22 protein-coding genes are annotated in these 17,026 nt (G+C 41.3%); 5 read left to right on the top strand and 17 right to left on the bottom strand.

Features of this window, described 5'->3' with window-relative positions:
• Positions 1 to 252: 252 nt before the first annotated feature.
• Positions 253 to 681 carry a hypothetical protein gene (locus EO92_RS02195; protein WP_048168963.1) on the bottom strand — a complete coding sequence of 143 codons (429 nt, stop codon included), beginning with the start codon at positions 679 to 681 and terminating at the stop codon, positions 253 to 255.
• Positions 682 to 1,002: 321 nt separating this feature from the next.
• Here EO92_RS02195 and EO92_RS17405 point away from each other — a divergent pair, with 321 nt between their 5' ends.
• Both EO92_RS17405 and EO92_RS02190 read left to right on the top strand, forming a co-directional pair.
• The gene (locus tag EO92_RS17405) at positions 1,003 to 1,167 is read left to right on the top strand and encodes a hypothetical protein (RefSeq protein WP_156165702.1); all 165 of its coding nucleotides are present in this window, start codon (positions 1,003 to 1,005) and stop codon (positions 1,165 to 1,167) included.
• A gap of 31 nt (positions 1,168 to 1,198) precedes the next feature.
• Positions 1,199 to 1,540, top strand: coding sequence for a carboxymuconolactone decarboxylase family protein (locus tag EO92_RS02190; RefSeq protein WP_048168961.1), 342 nt, complete (start codon positions 1,199 to 1,201; stop codon positions 1,538 to 1,540).
• Positions 1,541 to 1,649: 109 nt separating this feature from the next.
• Here EO92_RS02190 and EO92_RS02185 read toward each other — a convergent pair whose 3' ends face one another.
• Positions 1,650 to 2,009, bottom strand: a complete 360-nt coding sequence (locus tag EO92_RS02185; RefSeq protein WP_052734238.1) for a helix-turn-helix transcriptional regulator — start codon at positions 2,007 to 2,009, stop codon at positions 1,650 to 1,652.
• A 361-nt stretch (positions 2,010 to 2,370) separates the two neighbouring features.
• On the opposite strand from EO92_RS02185, the gene EO92_RS02180 reads away from it, so the two are divergent.
• Together EO92_RS02180 and EO92_RS02175 are read left to right on the top strand one after the other, a co-directional pair.
• Positions 2,371 to 3,075, top strand: coding sequence for a class I SAM-dependent methyltransferase (locus EO92_RS02180; protein ID WP_048168959.1), 705 nt, complete (start codon positions 2,371 to 2,373; stop codon positions 3,073 to 3,075).
• Positions 3,076 to 3,292: 217 nt separating this feature from the next.
• Positions 3,293 to 4,918 (top strand): hypothetical protein, encoded by a 1,626-nt coding sequence (locus EO92_RS02175; RefSeq protein ID WP_235283132.1) that lies wholly within the window; start codon positions 3,293 to 3,295, stop codon positions 4,916 to 4,918.
• Positions 4,919 to 4,996: 78 nt separating this feature from the next.
• Here the strand turns inward: EO92_RS02175 and EO92_RS02170 are convergent, their stop codons facing one another.
• From EO92_RS02170 to EO92_RS02120, 10 genes are all read right to left on the bottom strand, one after another.
• On the bottom strand, positions 4,997 to 5,317 hold the full coding sequence (locus tag EO92_RS02170) for a DUF6951 family protein (RefSeq protein WP_048168955.1): 321 nt from the start codon (positions 5,315 to 5,317) through the stop codon (positions 4,997 to 4,999).
• A 300-nt stretch (positions 5,318 to 5,617) separates the two neighbouring features.
• Positions 5,618 to 6,685 (bottom strand): ACR3 family arsenite efflux transporter, encoded by a 1,068-nt coding sequence (gene arsB, locus EO92_RS02165; RefSeq protein WP_048168953.1) that lies wholly within the window; start codon positions 6,683 to 6,685, stop codon positions 5,618 to 5,620.
• A gap of 80 nt (positions 6,686 to 6,765) precedes the next feature.
• Positions 6,766 to 7,653 carry a universal stress protein gene (locus EO92_RS02160; protein ID WP_048168965.1) on the bottom strand — a complete coding sequence of 296 codons (888 nt, stop codon included), beginning with the start codon at positions 7,651 to 7,653 and terminating at the stop codon, positions 6,766 to 6,768.
• A 330-nt stretch (positions 7,654 to 7,983) separates the two neighbouring features.
• Positions 7,984 to 8,304, bottom strand: coding sequence for a DUF6951 family protein (locus tag EO92_RS02155; protein ID WP_048162951.1), 321 nt, complete (start codon positions 8,302 to 8,304; stop codon positions 7,984 to 7,986).
• Between the two features lie 146 nt (positions 8,305 to 8,450).
• On the bottom strand, positions 8,451 to 8,681 hold the full coding sequence (locus EO92_RS02150) for a thioredoxin family protein (protein ID WP_048162949.1): 231 nt from the start codon (positions 8,679 to 8,681) through the stop codon (positions 8,451 to 8,453).
• A 152-nt stretch (positions 8,682 to 8,833) separates the two neighbouring features.
• Complete coding sequence (locus tag EO92_RS02145) at positions 8,834 to 9,805, bottom strand: permease (protein WP_048168951.1); 972 nt, start codon at positions 9,803 to 9,805, stop codon at positions 8,834 to 8,836.
• 530 nt (positions 9,806 to 10,335) lie between these two features.
• Positions 10,336 to 10,596 carry a helix-turn-helix transcriptional regulator gene (locus EO92_RS02135; RefSeq protein WP_235283131.1) on the bottom strand — a complete coding sequence of 87 codons (261 nt, stop codon included), beginning with the start codon at positions 10,594 to 10,596 and terminating at the stop codon, positions 10,336 to 10,338.
• A gap of 163 nt (positions 10,597 to 10,759) precedes the next feature.
• Positions 10,760 to 11,143 (bottom strand): putative zinc-binding protein, encoded by a 384-nt coding sequence (locus EO92_RS02130; RefSeq protein WP_048168945.1) that lies wholly within the window; start codon positions 11,141 to 11,143, stop codon positions 10,760 to 10,762.
• An 84-nt stretch (positions 11,144 to 11,227) separates the two neighbouring features.
• The gene (locus EO92_RS02125; RefSeq protein WP_048168943.1) at positions 11,228 to 11,461 is read right to left on the bottom strand and encodes a thioredoxin family protein; all 234 of its coding nucleotides are present in this window, start codon (positions 11,459 to 11,461) and stop codon (positions 11,228 to 11,230) included.
• Positions 11,462 to 11,564: 103 nt separating this feature from the next.
• On the bottom strand, positions 11,565 to 12,617 hold the full coding sequence (locus EO92_RS02120) for a permease (RefSeq protein WP_048168941.1): 1,053 nt from the start codon (positions 12,615 to 12,617) through the stop codon (positions 11,565 to 11,567).
• A 543-nt stretch (positions 12,618 to 13,160) separates the two neighbouring features.
• Between EO92_RS02120 and EO92_RS02115 the strand changes: the two genes are divergently transcribed.
• Positions 13,161 to 14,096 (top strand): magnesium transporter CorA family protein, encoded by a 936-nt coding sequence (locus EO92_RS02115; protein WP_048162940.1) that lies wholly within the window; start codon positions 13,161 to 13,163, stop codon positions 14,094 to 14,096.
• Positions 14,097 to 14,252: 156 nt separating this feature from the next.
• Here the strand turns inward: EO92_RS02115 and EO92_RS02110 are convergent, their stop codons facing one another.
• The 5 genes from EO92_RS02110 to EO92_RS02090 all read right to left on the bottom strand — a co-directional run bounded on the left by EO92_RS02110 (position 14,253) and on the right by EO92_RS02090 (position 16,705).
• On the bottom strand, positions 14,253 to 14,537 hold the full coding sequence (locus EO92_RS02110; RefSeq protein WP_048131475.1) for a hypothetical protein: 285 nt from the start codon (positions 14,535 to 14,537) through the stop codon (positions 14,253 to 14,255).
• A 213-nt stretch (positions 14,538 to 14,750) separates the two neighbouring features.
• Positions 14,751 to 15,050 carry a sulfurtransferase complex subunit TusB gene (gene tusB / locus EO92_RS02105; RefSeq protein ID WP_048131474.1) on the bottom strand — a complete coding sequence of 100 codons (300 nt, stop codon included), beginning with the start codon at positions 15,048 to 15,050 and terminating at the stop codon, positions 14,751 to 14,753.
• Between the two features lie 56 nt (positions 15,051 to 15,106).
• On the bottom strand, positions 15,107 to 15,451 hold the full coding sequence (locus tag EO92_RS02100) for a DsrE family protein (protein ID WP_048131473.1): 345 nt from the start codon (positions 15,449 to 15,451) through the stop codon (positions 15,107 to 15,109).
• 38 nt (positions 15,452 to 15,489) lie between these two features.
• Positions 15,490 to 15,870, bottom strand: a complete 381-nt coding sequence (locus EO92_RS02095) for a DsrE/DsrF/TusD sulfur relay family protein (RefSeq protein WP_082107915.1) — start codon at positions 15,868 to 15,870, stop codon at positions 15,490 to 15,492.
• A gap of 37 nt (positions 15,871 to 15,907) precedes the next feature.
• Complete coding sequence (locus tag EO92_RS02090; protein WP_048168936.1) at positions 15,908 to 16,705, bottom strand: (Fe-S)-binding protein; 798 nt, start codon at positions 16,703 to 16,705, stop codon at positions 15,908 to 15,910.
• Positions 16,706 to 17,026: the final 321 nt, after the last annotated feature.

Genomic DNA, 17,026 nt, shown 5'->3' with positions numbered 1-17,026 from the left:
GATAACAGGGCAAGAATCATCCTGAAGGGATCAGGATTAAGGCGGGGAAAGCCGTTAGCCGTATGGTATCTCTAGTATCACACTCATATTTTCACCTGCAGGACGCAGGGTTGAGCTCGCGTGACTTGTCCTCAATAGAGGAAGGGATGACCCGAGAAGCCAGTCAGTCTTTAGCTGAGTGGTAGTTCACAAATCCAGAATCAAAAACATGTTGTGTTTTAAATGTATTAATTCTCACAGGTAAAGGCTTACTCAGTACCAGCCTTTTAGGTGAAGCTCACTTGTTAACATTTCTTTTAAAAGGTTCATCCTGTCTATGGAGTTCCGGATCTGCTCCGGCTTGTCCAGCAATTCTTCACATCCGGTTTCTTCCTGAATGGTCGTAACCCTCAGGAGCTCGGCAAAGTTTACACATTCGTCCAGAAACCGGTTAAAAAGCCTGCGAGCCTGCACAAAATAATCTGAAGTTCTGAAATCCGGCTGGAGGGTTTTTTCGTATTCTGCTCTCTGCTTTATCTCTGCAGCCAGGCTACGGGCTTCAACATAATCCCTGGCATTCAGAAAGTTCCCCAGATTTTGCAGAGTTGTGCCTGTGTGCTGGATAAAATAAGCGACTTCAAAAGCCCACTGCTTATCGTAATTTGTCCCTGTGCCGGGATTATTAAATCGGGGGGTGTCCATCTTCCAGGTTCATCTCCTGTTAAATCTTTCCTTTCAGCTTCTGACAATAATAACCTTTCTACTTTGTCTGATTGGTATCTACCTTTGATTTTCTCAATATTAGCTTTGTGAATACCTTATCAAACATTTCAATAAGTTTTTGGACTTCAAGTTTAGGCTTAGTTAACTCTAAATCCACGGATATTCTCTTTTTGCCGGATTGCTTTACATATGTATCAAATATTCTTGATACTCATCGAGGCTGTTTTTTAATATGTGGTTCTTTAATAATCAACTTATTATTACTGGTTTTTGGAATCTAATTATCCCGGAGGCTGAGAAATGGGAGACGAAAAGGAAGGAATACAGGAGAAAAAGGCAGAAGAAGAATATCCTGAGAACAGTGTCGAACCCGATGAAGAAGACCTTCTGTATACGCATAAGCCTGAATCCCAGGGCAATGGAATGCGCTGGAACACCAATTTATGCAGAAAGCCGGGTCGTTAAAAATATTTTTTAATTACCGGAGGAGATTTTAATGTCATTTTTAAACGAAATGTTGCCTGAAACTGCCGAAGCTTTTGGACAGTTGAGAAATTCGATTTTCAAGGATAGTTTCCTTGACATTAAGACAAAAGAACTGATTGCTGTTGCCTCGTCGGTGCTCATGCGCTGTCAGTACTGCGTTGATGTACACTCCCAGAGGGCAGTTGCAGCAGGGGCTACAAAAGAAGAGATTGCCGAAGCCATTTCAGTTGCTATGTTTGTAGCTGCAGGGTCGCAGATTGGGTGGACGAACATATATGGTGAAAATGTCTATGACAAAATTTTTGAAAAGGATAAGGACGAAGAGGAATGCTGCTGTTGCCGTGAGGACTGAAATCCTCCAGGTATTTTCATTTTCAGGCTTTTTCCTGGTTTTTCTTATCTTCTTTGTTTTTGTTTTTCTCGGCTTTGTCAGTCTTTTTCTTCGGTCCGAGTTTAACCTTTTATTCTGATTTTTTGTTTTGCATCTGCGAGACGATGTTCAAAATATTTCCAAATTCAGGGTTCAACCTGTAAAACCTCCATTTTGAGCTGCTGTAAGCTTCGACAATCCCGCAGTTTTTCATGATAGTCAGATGATGGGAAACAAGGTTCTGCCTCTCGTTTAACTTGAATGTCAGTTCGCAAACACAGTGGTCTCGCTGAGAGAGAAAATAAGCAATTTTCAGCCTTATGGGGTGTCCGAGAGCACTGAATATCTCACTGGCTTTTTTAATGTCATTGTCCAGAAAATCTATTTCCTGGATCATTTTCTCCTCCCATTCCTTTTTTTTCTCGGGGTCCGCAGGGCAGCAATAGCTCATAAATAAAAGAAGTTAAGCTTTCTAATTAAGGATTTTCATATCAATTTTGTTTGATATCAAACATGTTATTATATTTGATTTTTTTCAGAACCGCGGCTCATTTATACTGATAAACTTTTTTTCAAAATTTTCTGCATCTGCGTGAAAAAGGTGGTACAGCTGTGAAAATTAACAGTCCAAAAAGAAATGGTCTTTAACCCGAAAGGTATATATATTTATGCACATATGGGTGAAATTACAGTTATTCTTCTCTTGAAATCACAAATCAGTGAGCTTAAAAAATAAAATATTATTCAATGTAAAGTCCTGATTGTATAGGGAAAAGGTATCACAAGAAGTAAGACGTTGGGGTATAAAAAAAATGTCGAAACCAAAATCTGTCTGGGAAGAGTTTTTTGCAGATAAGAGAAGCGGAGGTCACAGGTCTTCATCTGAGGAATTTATTTCCAGAGAAGCCAGGGAAAAACTCTTCCATCTGGATGGGGGCAAAACACTTCTTGACTTTGGTTGCGGGGCCGGAGAGCTTCTGGTTTATTATGCATTGGAATATGAAAGGCTTGTAGGAACCGATTTTTCCGCATCAATGCTTGATGAAGCAGGTAAAAGAATCCGGAAAAGAAAGTCTGAAAATATAGCTTTAATCCTTGCCGACGATAAAACTGTCTGGGAAAAGCTTGATTCCTCCTTTGACCGAATAACTGCAGCTGGAGTGATCCAATACCTCACAGATGAAGAAGTTGATACTTTTATTTACAACTCATCAAGGTATCTTAATAAAGGAGGTAAAATAGTCCTTTTTGACTTACTGAACCCTCGCTTATATCCATTATGGAAAATAGGGTTCTTTTCACGCGATTTCGGATGCAGGAAGATTTTTTGTAAAATAGGCTTTGAAGCTCTTACCTTTGTATCAGCGAGCTTAAAAAACCGCCCTAAAGATATTCTCGGATATAGTCATAAACCCTGCATAATAGAAAGCATTGCAAATAAACATGGGTTTAAGATGGAGTATGTGCAGTCAATGTATTATGAGTACAAGTACCATGCAATTATATCTCGTGAGTAATAAGACCTCACTACTTGATAATATTTATTAAGTATAGTTATTTCGATTGACTAAAATGATTTCTTCCCAGATTATTCATTACTTGTCCTGTATTGGAGGAACTGGTATTTCCCCTTGCACAGTTAATCCCGAAAATCCTGAAAATATTGGTTCGGGTAGTATTATCCTGTTTTCACAGGATTACTCTAAAAATGACAGTGTTCAAAATAACGTTTTCATGGCCAAACTTCAAGGGAATAAGCCTTATGACCGGCTATATTCAGTAATTTACGGGACGCTGAAAACGCAGGTCCTTTTTAATGGTTTTTCAAGAGGGCTAAAGTATAAAACTACAAAAGACCCCGGTTTATCTCCCTGCGGTTTTCTTCCAGCTGCAGATGCTGTTTTTGGTTCTGGAATAAACAGGTGCCTGGGAAGCTTAATGAAATCTCCAGATGCCCACAGGTTCTGTGAAGCTGCTTCTTTTCAGCATATTCACTACCAGGGACAGTCAAGACAAACAGGGTCGCTCTACATCTGCAGGCTTACACCAATGGTTAGATGTACTTATCACATCTCGATGGATATAAAAACGGACAATCCTCAAAGTTTTGTTGAGCTTAACAGCCCGGGTTCAAAGCTGGTAATTCAGGAGACAAATAACAGGATTATATTAAAAAGTTATTTTGAAATTTCTTCCGACGATATCGGGTCTGAAACCCTATTTCTGGGGAATGCCGCAGAGAAGCTGGATTTTGAAATTACGTTTGACGGATGCAGTAAGACAAACACCATATTTGCAAAAGACGGAAAATGTATCACGACTCCTTTTTATAATTTTGAGAGGCAAAGATTGCCGTATATTGATTTTTCAAATGGGTACCTCAAGTTCACATCTTTTCTCGCTGGAAAAGGAGGATACTTCGATGTCAGTATATACCGCATAAGCCAGAGAGCAGACCGTAAATTCATAACCGCAATAGGGGATAGCGCGCTGGTTCCTTTCGGGCTTGACGGGCCTCATGTAAGAAATACTACCGAGAAGGGTATAAGCTACCTTAACAGCAAGAATAATAGAGGCACCATCTGGTTTGATATAGAGCTTCTTGGGCAGTGCAGTGAGTCAGACCTTGGATTCCTGCGTAACCTGGTTGTTAATTATTCCTGGGACGTAGGGGTACACTACTCAGAAGAATTAAACAGCCTCCCTAATGAGCAGGCCTGTAAAGTAATGGATGAGGGATACTCATATGTTTATGAAAAAATAGGGAAGAAGCCGACAAGCTGGTGCTCCATGAGAAACAGGGACAATGTTACACATGCAATTTATGCATATGAAAATCTGGGGATGTTCTGGAGAAACGGAGACTCGGGAATTCATGCGGAAAGATATATTGGAAATCTGGATGATGATGCCTGGGCATGGTGGGAGCCGGCATCCGGGGCGGGCATGGTTTATCCGGCTTTCACCCACGAACTCGACCTGGAGCCCGCTATAAAATACTCTATCAGCCGCTCAAAATTCCATGACTGGGTGGATAACTACAATTCAAATAAGATGTCCATAGTATCGTTTTATGAATACAACCGGATAAGCCGCAATACATATGATGCCAGTTTTGACATTTTGAAATATACAGATCATTTTTTCGTGTTTAATGCACATACAAAAGGCTTTGATGCTCTGGTAAATGTAAATATAAGCGCTGGAGAAAACACCAGGGTATGCGATAATACCTTAGAACAGTTTCTCAGTTATAAACTCGAGCAGGATAAATCGATTACGTTCCGGGTAAAAAACAATCATACTTACAGTGTGTATCTGGATAGCGTAGATAAAGAGTGTGATGGTCCTGTAGGCTAATTGCGAGTCCACGATATTTTTTGTAGGCTGGTAGTCTGAAGGCTGCTTTTTGTTGCCTGGTCCCTCTCACCTATAAGTTCAGATACTATTGAATTCAATACTGATGCTGCCCGCCTTTTTTGCCAGGGACTTTGCCATAAAACCACTTTCAAGCTTGCAGAGGTTAAGTACGGCACAGGGGACCAGGCAGTTTGAGGAGCACTGCGCTTCCTGTGCTCTATCAATCACGTAGTTGTTCTTGATGTCCAGGGTTTCCATCATGGGAATTTCCATATGCGAAAACTTTTTTATTTTTTCGCAGGGGGTTTCGATATCTACAATTATTTTATTGCCTTTCATACTCCCCATAATTTTATGGGTAAAGCCACAGATGGTAGAGTTTACTGTAATTTCGGTCAAGTGCTTATCTCCTGATGTTTTTCTTTAATAGTTTTTTTCTAAGCAATTTTCGGTAATGGGGGTGAGTCATTGATCAAATATGAAAAAGAGAGCGCATCTCCAGTGGTTGGGGAAACTGTAGGGAGATTCTTATGTTTGCGGTTTTCAGTAACTCACCCCTACTACCATTTATTTTTTCCTATCAGACCCGCTTTGCCTATAAAATGACTTTACCTTAAAAATATGCTGTGAACCTAAAAAATCCATAAGATACCTAAAAAATACTCCTTGTACCCAGTAAATAGCTCTTTTCAGGGGATTTTACAGGCAAAGCTTATTAGACCTGAATTTTTCCCTATTCCTGTTCATGATCTTCACAAGGGAAAGCATAACAGGCACTTCCACAAGCACTCCCACAACAGTTGCGAGTGCAGCTCCTGATTCCATTCCGAACAGAATTAAGGCTACTGCCACTGCCAGTTCAAAGAAATTACTGGCGCCGATAAAGGTTGAAGGTGCAGCTTCCCTGTAGGGAATTTTCAGGTATTTTGCTCCTGCATACCCGATCCCGAAGATCAGGTAAGTCTGCAGCACCAGAGGGATCGCGATCAGGAAAATATGCAGGGGGTAATTTATGATGTTGTTTCCCTGGAATATAAAAATCAGGACCAGAGTTATTAAAAGTCCGGCAGGAGTAATCCACTGTGTTTTTCGGATCAGTCTGTTTTCAAGCCAGGCAATGCCTTTTTTCCTTATCACTACTTGCCTTGTCAGCACGGCAAGGCCGAGAGGAATTGCCACATAAAACAGGACCGAGACGAAGATAGTCATAAGAGGAACCGGAAAGTCAGTTGTGATCCCGAGGAGAAACTTGCCCAGTGGGGCGAAAAGGACCAGAATAATAAGGTCATTTACTGAAACCTGAATCAAAGCATAGTTAATATTGGCTCTTGCAAGGTAGGTCCAGACAAGTACCATAGCTGTGCAGGGAGCAATCCCTAGCAGGATCATGCCTGCAATATACTGCGCCTGAAGGTCAGCAGGGATCAGGGATCCAAAGAGCACGCGCATAAAAAACCATGCAACAAAAGCCATCGTAAAGGGCTTGATTGCCCAGTTTACGATCAGAGTTAGAAGGAGTGGCTTTAAATTTGCCTCAACGTTCAGGATTTCTTCAAAATTAATCTTAAGCATGATAGGATACATCATGACCAGGAGCACGATAGCTACAGGTATTGAGACATTTGCAATCTCAATACCTCCAAGGGTATCCGCAAAACCTGGAAAAACATAACCTATTGCAGTTCCGAGCATGATACAGATTGCAACCCAGATAGAGAGATATTTACTGAAGAAATCAAGCTCCCTTTCTTCATTCTCTTCAGGCATATTCTTCTCCCTTATCCCACTCTTCTTTCATTCTCTTCAGGCATATTCTTCTCCCTTATTCCACTCTTCTTTCATTCTCTTCAGGCATATTCTTCTCCCTCATCCCACTCTTCTCCCTCGAACTCTTTGCTTGCAGGGATAATCAGTACGGGTTTTGTGGTTTTCCGGAGTACATTTTCTGCCGTGCTTCCGAGCAGAAGGTCTATTAAGGCTCCTTCCCCGCGGGCAGTCAGCATAATCAGGGTGACATCTTCTATGCTGGCAAATTTAACAATCTCATCTGATGGGATTCCTTCAACGACAAGGTACTGGCTTTTTATGCCTTCAAGCCGCTCCTTAATTCTCCGGAGCCTTTCTTTTGCCTCTTCTCTCTGTTCGTCCAGCAGGTCCATATCTTTTATGTCATCTATTACATGCAGGAACAGAACTTCTTTTACGATTCCATTAAACTCCTGAAGCTGTTCTATCGCCTTCATTGCCTCTTTTGAAAAGTCGAGAGGTACAAGAATCCTGGAAAACGTTGCCCTGCAGGCCTTCTCATAAACTTCCTTTCCTTCTTTCATAGCTTCATACTTTTCAACCAGCAGTATTTTCTTTGAACTACGTGCTATGTATTCAGTAGTTCTTCCGAGAAGCTTCCCCTTTACGAATCCTTTAGTGGTGGCCCCCATTATAATCGCATCAACGTCTTCCCGGTCTGCTATCTCCGCAATTGTCCTTCTGACGTCCCCTAACACTACCAGGGTTTCGGTTTCAAGTTCAAGTTCTCTGGCAAAACCTGCATAATCCTCAATCCTTTCCTTTGCATTCCGTTCAAACATAGGGGCAAGCCCCTGGCTTTTATGTATGTCCACTACATGCAGCAGGATTACTTTTTTCAAGCCGGCGTTTTTAAGTTCTCCTATGCAGCCGAGCAAATCTTCCGTTTCGATAGTAAAATCCGCAGGAACAAGTACTGTGCTTATCATCTGCTGTCCGCAACCCCCTTTTGCTCTATTTGCTTTCCAGTTCTTACTTTTCAGCATCACCCTGTAGCTTTCTGCTGACCCCAGTTCATAATTATGTCTTTATCGCTAATAGCTTGATGCACTGAAATAAAAAAAGAAGAGGTGTTTTTAAAAGAATAACTATTTTTAAAATGGATAGCTGTTTTTAAAAGAATAACTATTTTTAAAATGGATAGCTGTTTTTAAAAGAAGATATGTTTTTAGGAAAAAAAATGTTTTGGAAAATAAGGTTCTGCCCGAAATTTCAAGATATGAAGGGTCAGGGGTAGATCCTTACTTCTCAGAAATATCTCAGACTTCATCAAAATCAATACTGAGGCTTCCTGCTTTTTTTGCAAGGGACTTTGCAAGAAACCCGCTTTCCAGCTTGCAGAGGTTAAGCACCCCGCAGGGCACAAGGCAGTTTGAGCAGATTTTTGCCTCTTTTGCTCTCTCCATCACATAGTTGTCTTTGATGTCAAGGGTTTCCATCATGGGAATTTCCAGGTGCGAGATTTCCTTTATTTTTTCACACGGAGTTTCGATATCTACAATGATTTTTCCGCCTTTCATGCTTCCACGAATTTTGTGTGTAAAGTCGCATATTGTGGAGTTGACAGTAATTTCAGCCATATGACCACCTCAATTCGTTTTCGAATTCAATTTTCAGGTATCTGGAATGCTATTAATTGTATCTGGAAAGCTATTAATTAATCCTCTCCGGAGTTAATCCTTTCTTTCAAAATAAAACTAGTCTGGATCTGGTCGGGTCAAGATGTTCATTCAATCCATTTCCGGATTTCTTTTTCATCCGGAATTTTGCCTGCAAGCTTAACTTCGCCGTCAACAACTACTGCGGGAGTTACCATCACACCGTAGTTCAGGATGGTTTCAAAATCCTCAACTTTTACTACTTCGGCTTCCACACCGTTTTCTTTGAGGACTTTTTCGATAGCTTCCTTTGTTTTCTTACACTTTGTGCATCCGGTTCCGAGTATTTCGATTTTCATGTTTTTCACCACTTTTTGTCTTTTGATTTCAGGTTTTAATTCAGATTTTGATTCAGATTTTGATTCAGGTTTTGATTTCAGGTTTTGATTTCAGGTTTTGATTTCAGGTTTTGTATTTTCAATCGCTCAATTTTCAAAGATTTCTGATATAGTTACAGCAATATGTTGAACAGGTAGCCCGTGAAGATGATCGACAGCGCCACAATAGAGACGAAGATTGCAATCAGTTCTTTTTTCAGCACCTTTTTAAGGATGATCATTTCGGGCAGGGACACCGCAGTAACCGACATCAGGAATGCCAGGGAAGTCCCGATCGGGAGTCCTTTTCCTATAAGGCTCTCCACTATTGGGATCATGCCCATGACGTTTGAGTAGAGGGGAACCCCAATAAGGACAGCAATCGGAACTGCAAGCAGGTTGTCCTTTCCGGCGTATTTTTGGAGGATGTCTTCCGGAGCATAACCGTGAAAGATGCCTCCTATACTTACCCCTATGATCACGTAGATCCAGACTTTTCCCACGATGTCTTTAACGGCTTCGAAAGCATCCCTGGCTCTCTCCTTCGTAGTTATGTTTTCTTTTTCAGATGCCTGTTTTCCGACTTTAATTTTGTAGACGAACTCTTCCACATACCTTTCCAGTTTCAGGACGCCGATAATGTAGCCTCCAAATACGCCTAGCACAATACCCGATACAACATAAATTACAGTTGCCTTCAAGCCGAGGGTTGCCCAGAGTACGGCCACAGCAGCTTCGTTTACCAGAGGGGATGTTATCAGGAAGGAGAAGGTAACTCCGAGGGGCACTCCAGCTTCCACAAACCCTATAAAAAGGGGCACTGAGGAGCATGAACAGAACGGAGAGACTGTCCCTATCAGGGAAGCTATCAGGTGGTAGCGGAGCCCTTTCTTGCCTCCGAGCACCTTTCTTGTTTTTTCCGGAGTGATATAGGTCCTGAGGTAGGAGATCGCGAAAATCATCACGGATAGCAGGATGACTATTTTCAATACGTCGTAGATGATGAAATTAACACTGGCTGCAAGGTGAGTAGCGGGTGTAATCCCGAAAACCTCGTACGTCAGTTTGTCTGCAATCCATTGCAGAGGATAAAAGATATCAGCCATTTTGAGTCCCTTCTTTTCTGTTTTATTTTTGCCCTATTTGGATGCCCATTTTTCATTCTATTATATCAGCATATATTGATATAATAATTCATTGATATAAGGGTGTCGTTTCAATGAAATTTTTTACAGGAATACATGAGTTAGAACCTGAACGTTCAATCCAGCAAAATCTCAAAATATGCCGGGTTCAGTACCTTATTCCGGATATTTTTGAGAATGAAAAGAGACCACCGTACGTTGGGATGAAAACTGTAACTGAGGTTCTAAAATGGTTAGATGTTCTATCTGTGGTAAGGATGAAAATTCGCTGCTAAAAGTAAAGCACAGAGAACCTGGCACAATAAAGCTCTGTTTTGAATGCTGGGAAGTTGAAAGGGGCAACCAGAACCTTCTTCCCACATATAGTGGGTGTGATTGCTGCAGATGAGTCTGCCTTCAGGCAGGCAAGTTTCAGAGACTCATTTTTTAAGAAATCTGCTGTGTCCTGCTACCCATGATGCGAAATTTTTGGAAGCAACCGAAAAAATAACTTATTCTTCGACGATTTTCAGAATCTTCCGGACCTTTTCGTTATCTATGGAATAAAGCCTCATCTTCCCGTCCTTTCTTACTTTGATGATATCCCAGTCCTGCAGTTTTGCAAGATGCATCGAGGTGTTGGACTGGGTCTTGCCTATGAGGTCAGGAATCTCACAGGCGCATTTTTCCCCTTCAAGCAGGACTTTTATGATTTTATATCTGGTCTCCTCGCTCAGGGCTTTGAAGATCTGTATATTCTCTTCATTAATCATATAATCAATCATTGAATTATCGTCGTATAAATACTTTTCTTAAGGCCTGGTAGAGAGGGAGCAGGTGATTGTTTTGGGTTCAATGCATTTCGGATATGCGAAACAAAAAACGTGGGCTGGATTTCAAAAATCAAAAATCAAAAATCAAAAAATAGGAAGGAGATCATTCGGACTGCAGGATCTCCATAACTTTTTCAAGGACTTCGGCGACTTCTTCTTCCTTAAGGTCTCTATCCTTTGTTTTCTTTATTCCAAGTTCGGAAATCACGATCGTACGGTCCACTTTAAAGCCGGCAAGTTCCATAGTTTTGGTTGCACAGTTTACAGGACAGCCGTTAATGGCTATGATCCGGTCGGAAGCTTCGGCAGACTTCATAATCCCCGGAGCTCTGGCACCGATCCCTACTGTACACATCAGGTTTCCTAGCCCCTGCTTATCGAGCTCAACTGCGATTTTGTTTGAAAGCTGGCCTACATTTGCGGCTCCTGCACAGGGAAATATTGCCACGTTTGCCGAACCACATGCACATTTTGTTTCTTCTACCATTTTTTCACACTACCTTAAACCTGGTTTTAACTTTAGATTTCAATTTGGATTTCTATCAGTGTCTCATGTCGCTTTATATGTCTGTTACTTTGCAATCCACTTTTTGATGTCTTCTACACTTGGGACCTTGCCTGCGACTTTAACATCTCCGTCAATAACAAGGGCAGGAGTTATCATGACTCCGTATCCCAGGATTTTGTCAAAGTCATCTACCTTAACGATTTCCGCTTCTATACCCATTTCTTTGACAGCTTTTTCGGCCATTTCCTTTGTCTTATTGCATTTTGCGCAACCTGATCCCAGTACTTCGATTCTCATGTGTTTCACCTTGTTATTTGATCCTGTTAATGTGATAGCTTTATATGATTATTTAGAACTTTATCTTAGAACTTTACTTATTTGATTCGATTTTACTTCTCTTTTATACAATCAGAGCTCCGAATATATACCCTGATGTAGTTGCAATCAAAACCACAAGGGAGATGTAGGTCATGCCTTTTTTTGTCCCCATTATCCTGTTGATTACAATCATATTCGGTAGGCTGAGTGCGGGGCCTGCAAGGAGCATTGCAAGGGAGGGGCCTGCTCCCATTCCAAGCAGGGTCAGGGCCTTTATGATAGGCACTTCCGTGAGGGTGGAGAAGTACATCAGGGCTCCGGCTACTGAGGAAATAAAGTTTGAAGTCAGAGAATTCCCTCCCACAAAAGCTGCTACATACTCTTTTGGGAGCACTACAACTGCAATCCCTGCAAAGAAAACTCCCAGCAGGAGCAGGGGGGTTATCTGTTTTATCAGGAACCAGGTTTCGCCCATCCAGCTGTCGATTTCTTCTTTTGAGAACCATTTTAAGGATAGGTAAGCTGTAATCCCTATCATGGGAGCCCAGACAAGCAGCTGGGTTGTGTACTTCCAGCCCCAGGAGGACATCAGCTCGGGAGCGATAAGGACTGCAATTAGCAAAACAAAGAGTTCAACGCTGTGTTTATGCTCTTCTTCTCCGAAGGTTTTTATGGACTTGCGTTCGGTTACTTTCCCTTCATACAAAAGGGCCATCACTAAACCAACAAGTACGGAAAGAAGAATTGCTGCAAAGGCACGGGCGGCTCCGAGGTCATATCCCAGGATTTTTGCTGTATACACAATTGCAAGGATATTGATCGCAGGGGCAGAGAATAAAAATGTGGTTGCAGGACCTATGCCTGCTCCCCGCTTATATATCCCTGCAAAGAGGGGGAGCACTGTACAGCTGCAGACTGCAAGTAGGCAGCCTGAAACCGCAGCTACCGTGTACGAGACATATTTGGGGGCGTCCGCTCCGAAAAACTTCAGTACCGATTCCTTGGAAAAGAGGGAGGCAATCGCACCAGCCAGGAAAAAGGCGGGCACAAGGCACATCAGTACATGGAGCGCCAGGTACTCCTGCACTGATTGAAGCCCTACGGATATAAGATAAATGATATAATCAAGAGTCATTTTTCCACCAGGGGATTTTTCCAGATTTGTTCCTGTTATTTCAAATATATTTGAAAGAACCTATATAAAATTTCCTATTTCAAATTTATTTGAAATAAGTTTCAGGTCTGTATTCATTCTCCAGTTTTGTCTCTTTCCGGAGCTTCAGAGCTGCTGTTCATACCCTGCAGGGGGTTCGCATATTGGTGTTTATATATATTTTTTGCAATAATTTAAGAACATGAAAATTCAAGTAGAATCCGCATGCATCTCCAGAAAAAGGTGCTTTCTGTATACTATTTTTCTGTTTATCGTTGCGGGTGTTTTTGTAATGTTTTATATCCCACGTTAATGTGCGTTACTGATTCTGAATCTCCCTGTTAACGGGTCTTACTGATCTGAATTCATTCACAGTGGTTTATGCATGGACTCGCAAAACTATTTATATATTTATGCTCTGCTTTAGAGCTTATAAACTGCCAATTGATTTTGAGTGGAAAAATGTAATATCATACAAAATAGAAAAAGGATCATATAAATCAGGAAAAGGAAGGGGAAATTAACATGCTTCAGATATTCAAATCAACAGATGCTGGAATGATAAATCTGGATCAAGTTGAAAATGGAGCATGGATTAATCTGGTAAATCCCAGTGAACGGGAAATCTCATATGTTTCTGAAACTCTGAACATTCCTGTTGACCATATTAAAGCTGCCCTTGATGAAGAGGAACGCGCAAGGATTGAAGTTGACGGGGACTGTACTGTTGTATTGATAGACACTCCTGTGCCGAGTATGAATGTTCAGGAAGGGGGAATCTATTATACCGTCCCGCTTGGAATTATTATTAATGATAAGAATATTGTTACTGTTTCTCTGAGGGAGAATTATATCATAAATGAGTTTATTGAACGAAAAATAAAATCCTTTTATACATTTAAAAAAACACGCTTCTTTTTGCAGATTCTCTATAAAAACTCAAAATTATATCTCCAGTACCTCAGAAATATTGACAAAGCAAGCGGGCTTATTGAAAGCAGGCTGCATAAGTCCCTGAGAAACAAAGAGTTAATTCAACTCCTTGAACTGGAAAAAAGCCTTGTATATTTTTCCACATCTTTGAAAAGCAATGAAATGGTCCTTGAAAAAATTCAAAGATCCAATCCTATTAAGATGTATCCGGAAGATGCCGAACTGCTTGACGATGTTATTATCGAAAATAAGCAGGCAATTGAAATGGCAAATATTTATAGCAATATCCTGAGCGGGACAATGGATGCATACGCATCGGTAATCTCAAACAACTTGAATATTGTGATGAAATTCCTTACCTCTGTCACTATCGTCATGTCGATTCCAACGATGGTTGCAAGCTTTTTTGGGATGAACGTTAGTGTTCCATTCCAGGGTAATCCCCATGCTTTTACAATTATTTTTATAATCTCTATGTTCTTCTCGGTGATTCTGGCGATTACGATGTTGAGAAAAGAAATGTTTTGAATCCGGAATTGTTTTGAATCTGGAATTGTTTTGAATCCGGAATTGTTTTGAATCTGGAATTGTTTTGAATCCGGAATTGTTTTGAATCTGGACTTTTACGAACTGTTCTATATTCAGAAGTTTTCATTTTTTAATTTCTTCAAAACCTTTTACTTTTTATTTTTCTGCTGCCTTATGTGTCTCTTTTACTACATCTTTCATCATTTCCCCGACAAGCGTTGATTTTTCGCAGTGAGATGCCTCTTTTGGGCTGCAGTTTATGAGGATACCCATTAACCTGTCAGCTGTCCGATAAAACTTCATATCCTCGAGCCTGACCAGAAGTTCGGATAAGCTTTCACTAAATTTCCTGCATTTTTCGTGGTCACAGATCGCCTGTTCATGCAGCTGGCTCACGCATTCTAACTCCTTAATAACCTCATCTGGAAGTTTTTCGGTCATATGAACCTGTCCTGCTCGGTGACCCTTTTTAATGCTTTAATTTTCTTCTAAATGCTACAAGTAAAAATATACCTCTATATTTGTACAGTCAGCTAAATATCTTTAAATTTGTAATGTCAATTCGCACATATTAAAATGTATAATGTCAACTATTTAATATGTAAATGTGTAATGCCAACTACTTAACCATTTAAATTGTATAATGTCAACTACTTAAAATGTATATGCGCATTTGCAGTGTTCCATCATATCCTCTATAAAAGCAGCGTAAAAGTTGTCCGGAACTGTTACTTTTTCTCTGTCCCCTATCGCTCTGGCCTCGAGGTCTTCCTGACAGGCATAGACTTTGTATCCCGGCAGTTCCTCTATTCCGGAAAGCAGGTGATAGACTCCATCTCCTGCAAGGTAGAGTCTGGCATTTCCGGAGCGAGCAGCCAGTTTGAGGCATAACTCTGACCTTGGACTGAAAGGGGGCTTTGTCAGCAGGAATATATCATATTCTTCTCGTTTCACATTATTACTCCTGTTTATCCTTACTCAAGAGCTGCGAATTTTTAATAGCTGCCACTTTAAAATACGAGAACGCAGTCCGAGCTTTCCATAGCTTCGAGAAAGTCCTCTTCATCGACGAGTTCCACGGTCTCTATCAGGGTTTCCCCAAAAAGGCCTCTCTCAAATAGCGAGGGTTCATGCACAAGTACTCTCAATTCCCCATATGAATAGAGGATATCTGAAAGGTTTGGTACTCCAAGCTTTCTGCTGTCCTGGCCGGCAGCTACAAGATAAACTCCATCTCCGTAAAGGCCAAGGGTCACATGCATCCTGTTAAGGCTTACTGCAGCCGCATTCAATGCCCCGAAGGCTTTTTCACTGCCGTAGGGAGCAGTGTCCAGCAGATAGAATACTGATTTCATAAGAATCCGGACCTCATAAAAACCCTATTCTTCCAGCCTCATCTCGGAAGTGAGATTACTCTATCGCTCTTACTTAGCATTTCTGAAAGTTCATAGAGACTGGTGATCTTTATTCCAGGAAAGTAGTCTTTGCAGTTACTTCCTTTCGCAGTTTCCTCTTCTGCTATGTAACCTCTCGCAGCAGCACACCGTGCACAGGCTCTGATTACAGCTCCTTTCTCTGCAAGTCCTGTGAAAAGTTCGCCTGCACTGGTAAAAAAGGACGGTATCTGACCTTTTTTGGGGATATGCACTGCGTCCAGGTACAGGAATATATTCACCTGATACCGTTCAAGGGCGTTCTCGGCGAGTTTGCAGGCAATCTCGGCGTATTCGGAAATATAAGGGCCGTCAGTGAGCACGATAGTAAGCGTCTTCAAAACTTCCTCCGAATAAATTGTTTTTTAAGTAACAGGCTCAAATATAAGCGGTCAAAATTTGAAGATGTTCCTGATTATTTTCGTACTCCGGTTCTTTAAGAAGTACACACCTGTCCAGAGTGACCTGTCTGGACATAAGCTTGATGGCAAAGCTGTAACAGCCCTGCTCGCTGCACTTACGACAGTTGGTCTGGGGCAGGTATTTGTAGATCTCCATGAGATCAACTCTTACCTTTTCCCTGGGAGCCGGGGCTACACCTTTTGCAATAGCCTCATTGATAATGGTCTTCAGGCTATCAAGTACTTCTTTTGCTTCATCCTCATTTTTAATCATCCTGATGGAGACTTTTCCACTACCGTAAATAGTTGTGATAATTTCTCCTTTTTGAATTATCAGGCTATCTTTTCTATCCGAATAATTACTTCTGGGAAAGAGGGGCTCAAGGAGTTTCAAGATTCCACCCAGGGGTGGTATCATATTTGCACTCACCCTGAGTCTTGAGGAATCAGCTATGCAGGGCGAAAGCTGTCTGATCTTTGCAATCTCCACTGGCTTTGCCTTAGAAAAGTCTGCAGTTTTCTCTTCATTCTGTCCTGTTTTATTCTTCAGGAACATCTTGCCATATTCACTCAGCTTCACAGTTCCTTCTTCTAACTTAATCAGACCTGCCTGTTGCAAAACCTTGAGATGAAAGTCAAGCGTCTTCTTCCCGATTATCTCCTCTATTTCCCCGGTATTTCTATAGCCATTTGCCAGGAAGTTAATTATCTTCCTTCGGGTACTATTGGCCATAGCAAAGTTTACGAGCTTTGTTTCATTCGGATTTCCTGGCATCTTTTGCACCTAACAAACTATTGGAACCAGATTCTGCGCCTCCTTATGCTTCAATCAGAAAGCCTTTCCTTCTACCAGGCAACCTCTTTAAGCAACAGATTGCGCACAGGCTCTGATTACAGTCCCTTTCTTTGCAAGCCCGATGAAGATCTTCCCGCGCCAATATAAAAAGGAAGGGTTCTGACCTTTTTAGGGAATGAGCACTGCGTCCGGGTACAGAATTTATGGGAAGGAGCGTAAAACCCCGAAGTCTTCAGCTTCGTGGGATATAAGCGTCAACTTCCTCACGTTCTGCTGTTATTGATTCTGCAAACTTATTTC

This window comes from Methanosarcina sp. 2.H.A.1B.4, assembly GCF_000979385.1.
Taxonomy (GTDB): Archaea; Halobacteriota; Methanosarcinia; order Methanosarcinales; family Methanosarcinaceae; genus Methanosarcina.
The sequence above is the reverse complement of the archived record's forward strand: the minus strand, read 5'-3'. Positions and strand labels throughout refer to the sequence as shown.